General features: G+C 51.7%; 11 protein-coding genes, 1 tRNA gene and 1 pseudogene. 9 read left to right on the forward strand and 4 right to left on the reverse strand.

From position 1 onward, the window contains the following. Positions 1-19: 19 nt before the first annotated feature. On the reverse strand, positions 20-694 hold the full coding sequence (locus tag B5F78_RS04885; protein ID WP_087208727.1) for a zinc metallopeptidase: 675 nt from the start codon (positions 692-694) through the stop codon (positions 20-22). A gap of 221 nt (positions 695-915) precedes the next feature. Between B5F78_RS04885 and B5F78_RS04890 the strand changes: the two genes are divergently transcribed. After that, positions 916-988: transfer RNA gene (locus B5F78_RS04890), tRNA-Lys, on the forward strand. Positions 989-1,230: 242 nt separating this feature from the next. Beyond that, positions 1,231-1,419 (forward strand): annotated as a pseudogene (locus tag B5F78_RS04895) (Arm DNA-binding domain-containing protein); the annotation flags it as partial. Positions 1,420-1,514: 95 nt separating this feature from the next. On the opposite strand, the gene B5F78_RS04900 reads toward B5F78_RS04895, so the two are convergent. Both B5F78_RS04900 and B5F78_RS04905 read right to left on the reverse strand, forming a co-directional pair. Continuing rightward, positions 1,515-2,000 (reverse strand): dihydrofolate reductase, encoded by a 486-nt coding sequence (locus B5F78_RS04900; RefSeq protein ID WP_087406178.1) that lies wholly within the window; start codon positions 1,998-2,000, stop codon positions 1,515-1,517. A gap of 12 nt (positions 2,001-2,012) precedes the next feature. Further along, entirely contained in the window at positions 2,013-2,807 is a 795-nt protein-coding gene (locus tag B5F78_RS04905) for a thymidylate synthase (protein WP_013617267.1), read from the reverse strand. A 265-nt stretch (positions 2,808-3,072) separates the two neighbouring features. Between B5F78_RS04905 and B5F78_RS04910 the strand changes: the two genes are divergently transcribed. From B5F78_RS04910 to B5F78_RS04920, 3 genes are all read left to right on the forward strand, one after another. Continuing rightward, complete coding sequence (locus B5F78_RS04910; protein WP_087406188.1) at positions 3,073-4,470, forward strand: methyltransferase RsmF C-terminal domain-like protein; 1,398 nt, start codon at positions 3,073-3,075, stop codon at positions 4,468-4,470. A 475-nt stretch (positions 4,471-4,945) separates the two neighbouring features. Further along, positions 4,946-6,208 (forward strand): putative DNA modification/repair radical SAM protein, encoded by a 1,263-nt coding sequence (locus tag B5F78_RS04915; RefSeq protein WP_022039835.1) that lies wholly within the window; start codon positions 4,946-4,948, stop codon positions 6,206-6,208. Positions 6,209-6,331: 123 nt separating this feature from the next. Beyond that, positions 6,332-7,588 carry an Nramp family divalent metal transporter gene (locus B5F78_RS04920; RefSeq protein WP_430746767.1) on the forward strand — a complete coding sequence of 419 codons (1,257 nt, stop codon included), beginning with the start codon at positions 6,332-6,334 and terminating at the stop codon, positions 7,586-7,588. Between the two features lie 180 nt (positions 7,589-7,768). On the opposite strand, the gene B5F78_RS04925 is transcribed toward B5F78_RS04920, so the two are convergent. After that, entirely contained in the window at positions 7,769-9,118 is a 1,350-nt protein-coding gene (locus B5F78_RS04925) for an MATE family efflux transporter (protein ID WP_013617412.1), read from the reverse strand. Positions 9,119-9,218: 100 nt separating this feature from the next. Here B5F78_RS04925 and B5F78_RS04930 point away from each other — a divergent pair, with 100 nt between their 5' ends. The 4 genes from B5F78_RS04930 (at position 9,219) to ettA (ending at position 13,797) form a co-directional block, all read left to right on the forward strand. Beyond that, positions 9,219-9,878, forward strand: coding sequence for an HAD family hydrolase (locus B5F78_RS04930; RefSeq protein WP_022039833.1), 660 nt, complete (start codon positions 9,219-9,221; stop codon positions 9,876-9,878). A gap of 192 nt (positions 9,879-10,070) precedes the next feature. Then, positions 10,071-10,892 (forward strand): 3-methyl-2-oxobutanoate hydroxymethyltransferase, encoded by an 822-nt coding sequence (panB, locus tag B5F78_RS04935; RefSeq protein ID WP_013617409.1) that lies wholly within the window; start codon positions 10,071-10,073, stop codon positions 10,890-10,892. 78 nt (positions 10,893-10,970) lie between these two features. Beyond that, entirely contained in the window at positions 10,971-12,095 is a 1,125-nt protein-coding gene (locus B5F78_RS04940) for an MFS transporter (RefSeq protein ID WP_087406179.1), read from the forward strand. 13 nt (positions 12,096-12,108) lie between these two features. Then, positions 12,109-13,797, forward strand: coding sequence for an energy-dependent translational throttle protein EttA (gene ettA / locus B5F78_RS04945; protein WP_087208733.1), 1,689 nt, complete (start codon positions 12,109-12,111; stop codon positions 13,795-13,797). Positions 13,798-13,799: the final 2 nt, after the last annotated feature.

Consider the following 13,799-nt stretch of genomic DNA (forward strand, 5'->3'; position numbering starts at 1 on the left):
AACTCGCAAAATATCTTTACTAGCGGCGGTTGGTGAAAATCGACACGTAGTAAATCAATGTGGCAAGCGACCCCAATGCAGCCACTACGTAGGTATATGCCGCCGATTTCAAGGCATCGAAAGCCTGAGTCTGGTTATAGGCATTGGTGATGCCTGCCCCTTTCAGCCATACCAGGGCACGTCGGCTTGCATCGATTTCTACCGGCAAGGTGATAAAGCTGAACAACGTGGTCATCGCAAAAAGGCAGATGCCGATAAGCATCAGTTGGGGGAACGTATTGATGAGGAACATTCCTGCCAATAACACCCATTGCACGATGGAAGAAGAGAACTGCACCACGGGTACTAGCGCCGAACGCATCTGAAGCGGAGCGTAGGCCCGTGCGTGTTGTACGGCGTGTCCGCATTCGTGTGCGGCTACGGCTGCTGCGGCTACACTGCACGTGTTATAGACCCCTTCGCTGAGATTGACGGTTTTGTTGGCAGGATTGTAATGGTCGGTGAGCATACCCGGTGTGCTGGTAACCCGGACATCGTAGATGCCATTGTCGCGTAGCATTTTTTCAGCAACCTCTTTGCCTGTCATTCCATTGGTTAGCGCAATGTGTGAATACTTGTCGAACTTTCGTTTCAAGTTAGCCTGTACCCAATAACTGATAAGGGAAATGGCAATAAATAAAATCCAGTACATCATAAGTGTTATATTCTTTAAATCATATGGTTTCGTCAGAAACGTTACAAATATCTTGCCAAATGTAGGGAAAAATCGAAAACTAATCAATTTGTCAGGCATTTTATTGAGGAATATTTAGCCAAAAAGGCAATATATTTGTACTTTTTTTGAAGAATCCTTTGCAGATTCGGAAAAAAGTTATACCTTTGCACACGCAATCAGGAATGATGGCAAACAGGTTTGATTCGCTAGCTCAGCAGGTAGAGCACAACACTTTTAATGTTGGGGTCTTGGGTTCGAGCCCCAAGCGGATCACTTAATCAAATGGTAAAACAACGAAAACCGCTGATAATCAATCATTATCAGCGGTTTTTCTTTTATCTCCCACCTGCATTTCGGGGCAAAATGGGGCAATAAAAACAGGTGAAATAGGTGGACTTGATTTCCATCGGAACAAAGTCCACCTATTTGTATCATACTTATCTGATTTTCTGTGTTTTGCAAACTTGCAACTACCTGATAAAACAGTATTTTTACACCCTAAAAAATATGCAGGTATGGCAATGCAAAGAAACTATTTTACGGTACTCTTCTTTCTGAAGAAATCAAAGCTCCTCAAAAACGGGGAAGCCCCCATCTGTATGCGCATCACGGTCAATGGCAAGAGAGCCGAAGTGCAGATTAAGCGCAGTGTTGAAATCGAAAAATGGAATTCCCAAAAGGAGTGTGCCATCGGGAAAGACCGGATAACTTCGTCTGGTGTAAGATTAATAATCTTCCGCTTGTAAGATTAATAATCTTGCAGCCTGAAGATTATTAATCTTACAGCGGATGGATCTAGTTAACCTCTCTCATAATCTACGAAACTGTATGCGTAGGCATGCTTTTCGTCAACGGAATGCGTTTCCCGGTTCACCACTTTCCAGTGGGTCGTGTCGATTTCCGGAAAGAATACGTCCGCTTCTTTCTTGTCATCTTCTATTTCGGTCAGGCAAAGCCGGTCGGCGATAGCCAAGGCTTCGGCATACAAGCCGGCTCCACCTATAATATATATGTCTTCTTCTTTGCAGCAATGCATCAGGGCTTCTTCCAGCGAGTGAAAGCATTCGGCACCCGGAAAGTTGTGGTCACCTTTGCTTAGTACGATGTTTCTCCGGTTGGGCAATGCCCCTTTCGGAAACGATTCGAAAGTCTTTCGTCCCATAATGATGGTGTGTCCCGTGGTCAATGCCTTGAAGCGTTTCAGGTCATTGGGCAACCAATAAAGCAATTTGTTCTCGAAACCGAGTCCCCGGTTTTTGTTGATAGCTGCGATGATGGTAATCATGGTGAGTATGGTTTATACAGATACTTTTCCTGCGATATGTGGCCACGGATTGTAATCGGTCAGTTCGAAGTCTTCATATTTGAAGCCGAAGATGTCCTTTACGTCCGGGTTCAATCTCATTTTCGGGAGCGGGCGAGGCTCACGGGTCAGTTGCAGGTCTACTTGTTCCAAGTGGTTCAGGTAGATGTGCGCGTCGCCTAACGTATGGATGAACTCACCGGCTTCCAGTCCCGTCACTTGCGCCATCATTTGGAGCAGGAGGGCATACGAGGCGATGTTGAACGGTACGCCCAGAAAACAATCGGCACTGCGCTGGTACATTTGCAGGCTCAGCTTTCCGTCCGCCACGTAAAATTGGAAGAACATGTGGCAAGGCGGCAGGTTCATGTTTTTCAGGTCCGCCACGTTCCATGCGTTGACGATAATCCTCCGCGAGTCGGGATTGTGTCTGATGGTCTCTACGGCTTCCGCTATCTGGTCGATAACCCCTCCTTCGTAATCGGGCCATGAGCGCCATTGGTATCCGTAGATGTGTCCTAAGTTTCCGTCCGCGTCCGCCCATTCGTTCCAGATGCGCACGCCGTTTTCTTGCAGGTAATGCACGTTGGTGTCTCCGCTCAACATCCAAAGCAGTTCGTGGATGATGGACTTGAGATGCAGTTTCTTGGTAGTCACCAGCGGGAATCCGTCCGCAAGGTTGAAGCGCATTTGGTGTCCGAATATGCTGATGGTGCCCGTTCCCGTACGGTCATGCTTTTGCACGCCTTCGGTGCGGATGCGTCTGAGTAGGTCTAAGTATTGTTTCATTCTTGTCGTGTTTGCTTGAAATTTGGGCAAAGGTAATCAGATTCGGCCGAATGCGCAAACATTCTTTTTCAAAGATTGCCCAAAAGCTCTCGCAAACGAACATAAGTGAGAGGGCTGACTCACTTAGGTGAAATGCGCGAGTTACTTATGTGAAACGGCCGACTCACTTATGTTTGTCAAAACGCATGCTTGAATCCTCTCCGGTATTGAGGATAATCTCGCGATTTTTATTTAAATTTGCCGTTCATTATTATAATAGATGCTTATGAATCTTCCTGTCGATTTTATAACCCGGACGGGTGGCTTGCTGGGTGAAGGGCAGTTTGCCGCTTTTCGTGAAACGCTTGCCAAGGAACCTCCGGTCAGTATTCGTATGAACCGTTTGAAGACGGATGCCGTGCCTGCCAGCGGGCGTCAGGTGCCGTGGTGCGGGTCGGGCTATTACTTGGCTTCCCGTCCTACATTCACGTTCGACCCTTTGTTTCATGCCGGATGCTATTACGTGCAAGAAGCTTCCTCGATGTTTCTCGAGCAGGTCTTGACGCAATATGTGCACGAGCCGGTGGTGATGCTCGACCTTTGCGCCGCTCCGGGAGGAAAGTCTACGCTGGCACGTTCGGTCTTGCCCGAAGGAAGCCTGCTGGTGGCGAATGAAGTGATGCGCAACCGGGTGCAGGTGCTGGCGGAAAATGTGACGAAGTGGGGGCATCCCGGTACGGTAGTCTTGAATAATGACCCTGCGGACTTTGCACCGTTGGGCGAGTTGTTCGATGTTGTCCTAACCGATGTGCCCTGTTCGGGCGAAGGCATGTTCCGGAAAGACCCCGTGGCGGTAGAAGAGTGGAGTGTGGAGAATGTGACGCTATGTTGGCAACGCCAGCGCCGCATTGTGCGTGATATCTGGCATTGCCTGAAGCCCGGCGGGTTGTTGGTGTACAGCACGTGTACGTACAATCGGGAGGAAAACGAGGACAATGTGGCATGGATCGCCGAGGAACTGGGGGCGGAAGTTCTTCCGGTAGAAGTGCAGCCCGGATGGAACATTTCCGGCAATTTGGCTGGAAAAGATTTCCCTGTCTATCGTTTCCTGCCTCACCACACCGAAGGCGAGGGATTGTTTATGGCGGTCTTGCGCAAGTCGGGAGAAACGGATGCAGCCCCATGCGGCAAGCTTTATAGAGAAAGACGGGGCAAGGGAGGTAAAAGTAAGCCGTCGGTTGTACCTAAAGAGGCCAAGGCATGGGTGAAACAGGCGGATGACTATTCGTTTGTGGCCGGTCAAAATAAAATAACAGCTTTCCCGGTGGCTTATCAGGAAATATATGAACGGCTTCGTGATACAATGCATGTGGTTTATGGAGGTATTCAGGTAGCAGAAGTCAAGGGAAAAGATTTGATACCGTCTCATTCTTTGGCAATGTCTGTTTGTCGTGAAGACGTATTTTCTTCTGTAGAAGTAAACTATGAACAGGCAATCGCTTATTTGCGGAAAGAATCGGTAGTTTTGCCTTCGGATATGCCTAAGGGCTATATATTAATAAGGTATAAAGGAATGGTTTTGGGATTAGTCAAGAATATAGGCAATCGGGCAAATAACCTTTATCCGCAGGAGTGGCGTATACGGAGCGGCTATTTGCCTGAACAGGTTGTCTGTGTTTTGTGATTGTTTTTTTACCACAGATTATATATTGTGATACTGATTTATTTGCCAAATGTTTTTACAATAGTCCGTTAAAAAATCAACATATCGGCGATGATGTTTTTAGCTGATATGTCAAGGTCGGTAGGGAAATAAATCTTGTGCCCTCTTGATTCAGGATAATGAACACGACTCTGATGTTGTGTTTCATCGCAGAGGACTTCCGAATAATGACCAAGATGAGTGAAATTTATCTTTTGGGGTAGTGCCATATACATTTATTTCGCAGTGCTTCGTTTTGGTATGAAAGTTATGAAATCAATCCTAAGAAGAAAGTGCGTGTCTACATGGATAGGAACAATCCTTCAGACTACTATGTGGACGTGGACAGTGTTGTGGGATAAAAAGCAGGATAAAGAACAGTAACTTGGCAAAAGTTTGCATAACTGGGAAACTCTTGTTATCTTTGAATTTGAAATGATTCTAAATAACGGAAGAGATGAACGAACAGGTGTTGCATAAACTGAAGGTGCTTGCCGAGTCGGCTAAGTATGACGTGTCGTGCGCGTCGAGCGGGACGGTGCGCCGCAATACGAAGGGCGGTGTGGGCAATACCGTGGGCGGTGTGGGTATCTGCCATAGCTTTGCCGAGGACGGAAGGTGCATCTCCCTGCTGAAGATTATGCTGACCAACTATTGCATCTACGATTGTGCCTATTGCATCAACCGGGTGAGCAACGACATCCCGCGTGCCACGCTCTCGGTGACGGAACTGGTGGAATTGACCATGGAGTTTTACCGTCGCAATTATATCGAGGGGTTGTTTCTTAGCTCAGGCGTGGTGCGCAATCCAGATTATACGATGGAGCGGCTGGTGCGGGTGGCGAAAGACTTGCGGGTGAAGCACCGTTTCAACGGCTATATTCACTTGAAGAGTATTCCCGGTGCCAGTCAGGAACTGGTGCACGAGGCGGGGCTGTATGCCGACCGTATGAGCGTGAACCTGGAAATCCCTACCGAGCGGAATCTGAAGCTGCTGGCTCCGGAGAAAGACCATCGTAGCGTGTACTTGCCGATGAAGTACATTCAGCAGGGCGTGCTGGAAAGTGCGGAAGAGCGCAAGCTGCACCGCCATGCCCCGCGTTTTGTGCCGGCAGGACAGAGCACGCAGATGATTGTGGGTGCCACCGACGAGACCGACAAGGACATCCTCAGCGTATCGTCGGCGCTCTACCGCCAGCCCACGATGAAGCGGGTTTACTATTCGGGTTATGTGGCGGTGAACACGTACGACAAACGCCTGCCCTTGCTGAAACAGCCTCCGCTGGTGCGCGAGAACCGCTTGTATCAGGCAGACTGGCTCTTGCGGTATTACCAGTTCAGGGTAGACGAACTGGTGGACGACGCTTCGCCCCACCTGGATATGGAGATTGACCCCAAGCTGGCGTGGGCGTTGAAGCATCCCGAGCTGTTTCCGGTCGACATCCAGAGTGCCGACTACGAGATGTTGCTCCGCGTGCCGGGCATCGGGGTGAAGTCGGCAAAGATGATTGTGATGTCGCGCCGTTTCTCGCGCATCGGCTTCTACGAGTTGAAACAGATGGGGGCGGTGATGAAGAAAGCGCGTTTTTTCATTACGTGCCGTGAGCTTCCCGACAAGACCATCCACGAGCTGGGACCGGCGGGCGTGCGCAGGCTCTTGCTTCCCAAGCCGAAGCGGAAAGAGGACGAGAGGCAATTGACGCTGGATTTCAGGGATTAGGTGACTAGGTACCAGTTGACTAGGTACTAGGTTCTGAATAGTCTTGTTGACGCAAGCAAAACTATCTATAACCTAGTCGCCTGGTACCTAGTCAACTAGTCAACTTATAAATGCTTTTTTATTATGCTGAAAAAACTACTGAATGAACTGAAACGAAAAGACCACCAGCGCTATTTGGGCGGGTTGGATTTCTTCAAGTATATCGGTCCCGGACTGCTGGTGACCGTAGGATTTATCGATCCGGGAAACTGGGCTTCGAACTTTGCCGCGGGTTCTGATTTCGGATATACCCTGTTGTGGGTAGTTACCCTGTCTACGGTGATGCTGATAGTGTTGCAGCACAACGTGGCACACCTCGGCATCGTGACCGGCTTGTGCCTGAGCGAGGCGGCACACCGTTATGTGCCCCGCTGGATTGCCCGCCCCATATTGGGCAGTGCGGTGCTTGCCTCTATCTCTACCTCGCTTGCCGAGATATTGGGCGGAGCGATAGCCCTGCAGATGCTGGTGGGGATGCCCATTGTATGGGGCGCGTTGCTCACTACGGTGCTGGTGGTGGTGTTGCTTTTCACTAATTCGTACCGGCGCATCGAGCGTGGCATTATCGGTTTTGTGTCGGTCATCGGGCTTTCTTTCCTCTACGAGTTGTTTCTGGTGGACATCGACTGGCCTCTTGCCGCCCGTTCGTGGGTGGTGCCCAGCATCCCTCAGGGCAGCCTGCTTATCATCATGAGCGTGCTGGGAGCGGTGGTGATGCCTCATAATCTTTTCCTCCATTCGGAGGTGGTGCAGAGCCGCGAATATAATAAAGGAGATGACCGCTCCATCCGGCGGCTGCTGAAGTACGAGTTTTACGATACACTCTTTTCGATGGGCGTGGGCTGGGCTATCAACAGTGCGATGATTCTGCTGGCGGCGTCCACCTTTTTTGCCCAGGGCGTACAGGTGGAAGAGTTGCAGCAGGCAAAATCGTTGCTCGACCCTTTGCTGGGCAATCAGGCGGGTACGATTTTTGCTTTGGCATTGCTGATGGCGGGGCTTTCGTCGACGGTGACAAGCGGGATGGCGGCAGGTTCTATCTTTGCCGGGATGTTCGGCGAGCCGTATCACATCAAGGATATCCATTCGCGCTTGGGTGTGCTCCTCTCATTAGGCGTGGCGTTGCTGGTCATCTTTTTCATCAATGACCCGTTTCAGGGACTGATTATTTCGCAGATGGTGCTGAGCGTGCAGCTTCCGTTCACCGTCTTCCTGCAGGTGGGGCTTACCTCATCGCGGCGTGTGATGGGCGAGTACGCCAATTCGCGCTGGAGCACCTTCGTGCTCTACACCATCGCCGCGGTGGTTTCGGTGCTTAATCTGATGTTGTTGTTCAGTTGACAGGCGGATTTCACCACAGTGTTTTTTGAAACGCAGATTATTTTAATTTACGATTTGACAATTTACTATCTACTATTTGAGCATTAAATCGTACCTCGTAAATCGAAAAATAGTAAATCAAAATAATCCGCGTTAATCTGCGTTTCCCAAAATCGTTGGGAGCACTTCGGATGCCTCGGTTCAGTTGCCTACGCTCATTTTCGTGCGGTAATGGTGTCCGAGCATCAGTACTGCCACGATGAAGGCAAGAAAGTCGGACACGGGCATGCTGAGCCATACGCCGTCCAATCCGTAGGCAAGAGGCAGCAGGGCAAGTCCCGGAAGAAGGAACAGCAGCTGGCGCGAGAGGGAGAGGAAGATGGAGATTTTGGCTTTCCCGATAGACTGGAAGAACTGGGTGATGACAATCTGCGCACCCACCACGGCAAAGGCGGCTACTCCGAAGCGTACCGCTACGGTGGCTTGGCGGGTCAGTTCGTCATTGGTGGTGAACATTCCTACGAACACACGCGGAAACAGTTCGCCGATGGCAAAGCCGCAGGTGGTGATGATAACGGCGGCGGTCATTCCCAGCCTTAGTGTCTGCCGCACACGCTGGTAATGTCCTGCCCCGTAATTGTATCCGGTGATGGGCTGCATCCCCATCGTGATACCCATTACAATCATCACAAAGAGCATCTGGATGCGGTTCAGGATGCCGAATGCGCCGATGGAGAGGTCGCCTCCGTATTTCAGCAGGCTGCTGTTGATGAAGATGGTGATGCAGCAGGCGCACACGTTCATTACGAAGGGCGACATGCCGATGCTGAACACGTTGAGGATGATTTTTTTCTTCAGCCGCAGGCGCCGTTTCTGGAACCGGATGTAGCTGGACCGGCTGCAGAAGTGGTGAAGCACCCATATCATGCCGACGAACTGCGAGAGGATGGTCGCCAGTGCGGCACCCCGCATCCCCCATTCGAGCCAGAAGATGAAGAGCGGCGCGAAGACGACGTTACACCCTACGGTGAGCATCGACGAGAGCATCGCTTTCCGCGGATAGCCCGTGGCGCGCATGATGTTGTTCAGTCCGATCATCACGTACGATACGGGCGTGCCTATCAGGATGACTTGCATAAACTGGCGTGCGTAGCCGATGGTGGCTTCGGTGGCGCCGAAGAAGTACAGGATGGGGTCGAGGAAGATGAGCGAGATGCTTCCGAACACGACGGCATTGACCACGCACAGGATGGTGACATTGCCCAGGATGTCTTCGGCTCCCTGCACGTCTTTTTGCCCCAGACGGATGGATGAGAGCGTGGCGCCTCCCACGCCTACCAGTGTGCTGAAGGCTATCAGCAGGTTCATCAGCGGGAAGTTGATGGCAAGGGCGGTGATGGCAAGGGCACCCACGCCGTGACCGATGAAAATACTGTCGATGATGTTGTACAATGAGGTCAGTGTCATGCCGATGATGGCGGGGATGGAGTATTGCCACAGCAGTTTCCCTATAGGTGCTTCTCCCAGCACGTGCGGATTGTTTGCGTTCATTTTGTGTATTCTTTCGTTAAAATTGCGGTGCAAAGTTAGGAAGATGGACGAATATTTCGGAAATTTGTGCTGTTAAATCAAACTAAATGTAAAACTGGATATGGATAAAACCAAATGTATAGCCGCTCTTTTCGATTTCGACGGGGTGGTGATGGACACCGAGCCGCAATATACCGTCTTCTGGGATGCGGTGGGGAAGAAGTATCATCCGGAGTACGAGGCTTTCGGCAAGATAATCAAGGGGCAGACCTTGAGCCAGATTTTCAGCCGTTATTTTGCCGGGATGGAGAAAGAGCAGGCGGAAATTACGGAGGATTTGAACCGCTATGAGGCAGAGATGAAGTATGAATACGTGCCGGGAGTGACCGGTTTCATGCGTGAGCTGCGTGAGCAGGGAGTGAAGACGGCGATTGTGACCAGCTCGAACGGACAGAAGATGCGGAGCGTGTATGCCGTGCATCCGGAACTGAAGGAACTGGTCGGGCGAATCCTGACGGCGGAGATGTTCACCCGCTCGAAACCAGCCCCCGACTGCTTCCTGCTGGGGGCACAGGTGCTGGGGACGGTACCGGAGAACTGTGTGGTGTTCGAAGACTCGTTTCATGGGCTGGAAGCGGGAAATGCCGCCGGAATGGCGGTGGTAGGGCTGAGCACGACGAATCCCGCCGAGGCAATCCGTGATAAATGCCGGGTGGTTATCCCCGATTTCACCTCGTTCAGCTACGAAAAGATGAAAAGCTTGCTTAACTCGTTGAAATGATTTACTTTTGCCCGGATTTTTGTATTATCGAACGCAGAGACGCAAGGACGCAGAGGAATATGTCAGAGAAGGCAAAATGCCAATCTCTGTGCGCTTTGCTCTCTCAAAAATAAAAACTTTGCGCTTTTGCGCCTCTGCGTTCCATCCTGTTTTTCACGAACCGATTTTGTTATTATAGAAAGGAGAAAGATTATGGCTGGATATTTAGTTAGTGACACTCGGAAGGTGACCACCCACCGCTTGATGGAAATGAAAGAAAGAGGTGAGAAAATTTCAATGCTGACTTCGTACGACTATACCACGGCACGCATCGTGGACGAAGCCGGGGTGGATGCGATATTGGTTGGCGACTCGGCATCGAACGTAATGGCAGGCAATGTGACGACGTTGCCCATTACGGTCGACCAGATGATTTACCATGCCCGTTCGGTCGTCCGGGGCGTGAAGCGTGCGCTGGTGGTGGTGGATATGCCGTTCGGCTCGTATCAGGCAGACCCGTTCGACGGGGTGCGCAACGCCATGCGGATGATGAAGGAGACGGGTGCCGATGCGCTGAAGCTGGAAGGCGGAGAGGAAGTGATAGAGGCTATCCGTAAGATAATCGGGGCGGGTGTCCCGGTGATGGGCCATCTGGGCCTGATGCCGCAATCCATTAACAAGTATGGTACGTATGGTGTGCGTGCCAAGGGCGATGCCGAAGCCGATAAGCTGTTGCGCGACGCGAAATTGCTGGAAGAAGCCGGCTGCTTCGGGCTGGTATTGGAAAAGATTCCGGCTGCATTGGCACAGCAGGTGACTGAATCCTTGCATATCCCCGTCATCGGCATAGGTGCCGGAGGAGCTACAGACGGCCAGGTGCTGGTGGTGGCTGATATGTTGGGCATGACCAAAGGCTTCAGCCCGAAGTTCCTGCGCCGGTATGCCGACCTGAATGCGGTGATGACCGATGCCATCGGACAATATGTGACGGATGTGAAGTCGGGCGGTTTCCCGAACGAGTCGGAACAATATTAAACAATGGACAATTGACAATTGCCCTGCGGCGATGTGAAAGAATTGTCAATTGTCATTTGTCAATTATAATAAAGGTATATGCTGTGGAATAAAAACTTTACTTTGCTTGCAGCGGCAAATGTGTTTTTTCATGCCGCCGTATACATGCAGTTTCCTGTCCTGCACCGGTGGATGACGGATGTCTGGGGATATACAGGAGTGGAAGCGGCGTGCATGGCGGTAGTGTTCGGCTTGTCCCTGTTCATTCCGGGAGTGTTCAACAGTTATCTGGTCGATACATTCAGCCGGAAACAGGTATGCATACGGAGCATGATTGTGTTAGGTCTGGCGACGCTGGCTTATCCGTGGACCTCGGCAACATGGCAGATTGTCGCTTTGCGCGTCTTGCAGGGGAGCGCGTTCGGAATCGCTTTGATGGCTACCGGAAGCACATTGGCGATAGATGTGGCTCCCAGCCATCAGCGGGACGGAGCGAACCGGGCTTTTACATGGTCGGGCATCGCGGGCATGTTGGCGGGCGTTGTGATTGGCTTGGCGGGGATGCAGCATGTGGCTTTCACGCAGCTGGTAAGTGCTTCGGCGTGCTTGCTGGCGGTGGCTATGGTGCTAATCGGGTATGTGAAAATCAGTTTCCGCGCCCCTTTGGATTTGCCCCTGTGCTCGTCCGACCGTTTCTTGCTTTTCCGTGCGGTCCCTCCGGGCATCAATATGATGGCGGTTCCGTTGGTGATAGGCATGCTTTTTGTTTCGGTTTCCGATTTTTCCTTTTATCTTTGCACAGGGCTTGGCTTCCTGCTCTATCTGTTGGTGAGGGAGAGCGTAAGGCGGCAGGTCGACGGGCGGATTCAAGTCGGGGCGGGGCAATTGCTGATGATTGCCGGACTGATGGCATTGCATCATCCTGAGGGCGTTTATCCCCTCTATATAGGCGGATGCCTGATAGGCTTAGGCACGGGATTCTCCATCGGCCAGTTCCTCCAGATGATGATTTTGCTCCCCTTGCATTGCGAGCGCGGGACGGGTTATCACACATACTGCTTGTCGTGGGAATTGGCGTGGGCGTGCGGCATCTTCTTGGGCGTGTATCTGCAAAGCCAGGGCAAAGGCTTGTTTGGGGCGGAAATACTGATAGCCGTGGCAGGGCTTTTGCTGTATCAGGCATTCACGTACCGTTATTTCAAGAGACATTATCAGAAACATTAAAACTATAAAGAATATGGCAGACGATAAAAAAATTATCTTTTCGATGGTCGGAGTGAGCAAGTCATTCCAGAACAACAAACAGGTATTGAAAGACATCTACCTATCCTTTTTCTATGGAGCGAAAATCGGCATCATCGGTTTGAACGGAGCCGGTAAGTCTACGTTGCTGAAGATTATCGCCGGACTGGACAAGAATTATCAGGGCGAAGTGGTGTTCTCGCCGGGCTACTCGGTAGGCTATCTGGCGCAGGAACCTTATTTGGACGATACGAAAACGGTGAAGGAAGTCGTGATGGAAGGCGTGCAGGCAACCGTAGACGCGCTTGCCGAATACGAGGAAATCAACCAGAAGTTCGGCTTGCCCGAGTATTACGAGGACCCCGAGAAAATGGATGCCCTCTTTGCCCGTCAGGCGGAACTGCAGGACATCATCGACTCTACCGACGCGTGGAACCTCGACTCCAAGCTGGAGCGCGCGATGGACGCCTTGCGCTGCCCGCCCGAAGACCAGCCGGTGAAGAACCTTTCGGGAGGCGAACGCCGCCGGGTGGCGCTGTGCCGTCTGCTGCTCCAGAAGCCTGACATCCTCTTGCTGGACGAACCTACCAACCACCTGGATGCCGAAAGCATCGACTGGCTGGAACAACACCTCCAGCAATACGAAGGAACGGTGATTGCCGTGACGCACGACCGCTATTTCCTCGACCACGTGGCAGGCTGGATTCTGGAGCTGGACCGTGGCGAAGGCATCCCCTGGAAAGGAAACTATTCCAGCTGGCTGGAGCAGAAGACCAAGCGCATGGAGATGGAAGAGAAAGTGGCAAGCAAGCGCCGCAAGACCCTGGAACGCGAGTTGGAATGGGTGCGCATGGCGCCCAAGGCACGTCAGGCGAAAGGCAAGGCACGTCTCAACTCGTACGACAAGTTATTGAACGAAGACGTGAAGGAGAAAGAGGAAAAGCTCGAAATCTTCATCCCGAACGGTCCCCGTCTGGGAAATAAGGTAATCGAGGCGAAACACGTGGCAAAAGCTTACGGCGACAAGCTGCTCTTCGACGACCTCAACTTCATGCTTCCCCCCAACGGCATTGTGGGCGTCATCGGTCCCAACGGTGCCGGAAAGACCACCCTGTTCCGCCTGATTATGGGCATTGAGAAGCCCGACAAAGGCGACTTCGAAGTGGGCGAAACCGTAAAGGTTGCCTACGTGGACCAGCAGCACAAAGACATCGACCCGAACAAGACCGTATACCAGGTTATCAGCGGAGGCAACGACTTGCTCCGCATGGGCAACCGCGACGTGAACGCCCGTGCCTACCTGAGCCGGTTCAATTTCTCGGGTGCCGACCAGGAAAAGCTCTGCGGCATGCTTTCGGGAGGCGAGCGCAACCGCCTGCACCTCGCCATGGCGCTGAAGGAAGAAGGCAACGTATTGCTTCTGGACGAGCCTACCAACGACATTGACGTCAACACCCTGCGTGCGCTGGAAGAAGGTTTGGAAGACTTTGCCGGATGTGCCGTAGTAATCAGCCACGACCGCTGGTTCCTCGACCGTATCTGCACCCACATCCTGGCGTTTGAAGGAAACAGCGAGGTGTTCTTCTTCGAAGGCTCGTACACCGAATACGAGGAAAACAAGATGAAGCGCATGGGCAATGTAGAGCCGAAGCGCGTGCGTTACCGGAAACTGATGGAAGACTGATT

The organism is Bacteroides sp. An279, assembly GCF_002159615.1.
GTDB lineage: Bacteria > Bacteroidota > Bacteroidia > Bacteroidales > Bacteroidaceae > Phocaeicola > Phocaeicola intestinalis.

Excerpts from the sequence above, each read along its gene's own strand:
- B5F78_RS04885 (WP_087208727.1), bottom strand. The coding sequence starts at position 694 with ATGATGTACTGGATTTTATTTATTGCCATTTCCCTTATCAGTTATTGG.
- B5F78_RS04900 (WP_087406178.1), bottom strand. The coding sequence starts at position 2,000 with ATGATTACCATCATCGCAGCTATCAACAAAAACCGGGGACTCGGTTTC.
- B5F78_RS04905 (WP_013617267.1), bottom strand. The coding sequence starts at position 2,807 with ATGAAACAATACTTAGACCTACTCAGACGCATCCGCACCGAAGGCGTG.
- B5F78_RS04910 (WP_087406188.1), top strand. The coding sequence starts at position 3,073 with ATGAATCTTCCTGTCGATTTTATAACCCGGACGGGTGGCTTGCTGGGT.
- B5F78_RS04915 (WP_022039835.1), top strand. The coding sequence starts at position 4,946 with ATGAACGAACAGGTGTTGCATAAACTGAAGGTGCTTGCCGAGTCGGCT.
- B5F78_RS04920 (WP_430746767.1), top strand. The coding sequence starts at position 6,332 with ATGCTGAAAAAACTACTGAATGAACTGAAACGAAAAGACCACCAGCGC.
- B5F78_RS04925 (WP_013617412.1), bottom strand. The coding sequence starts at position 9,118 with ATGAACGCAAACAATCCGCACGTGCTGGGAGAAGCACCTATAGGGAAA.
- B5F78_RS04930 (WP_022039833.1), top strand. The coding sequence starts at position 9,219 with ATGGATAAAACCAAATGTATAGCCGCTCTTTTCGATTTCGACGGGGTG.
- panB (WP_013617409.1), top strand. The coding sequence starts at position 10,071 with ATGGCTGGATATTTAGTTAGTGACACTCGGAAGGTGACCACCCACCGC.
- B5F78_RS04940 (WP_087406179.1), top strand. The coding sequence starts at position 10,971 with ATGCTGTGGAATAAAAACTTTACTTTGCTTGCAGCGGCAAATGTGTTT.
- ettA (WP_087208733.1), top strand. The coding sequence starts at position 12,109 with ATGGCAGACGATAAAAAAATTATCTTTTCGATGGTCGGAGTGAGCAAG.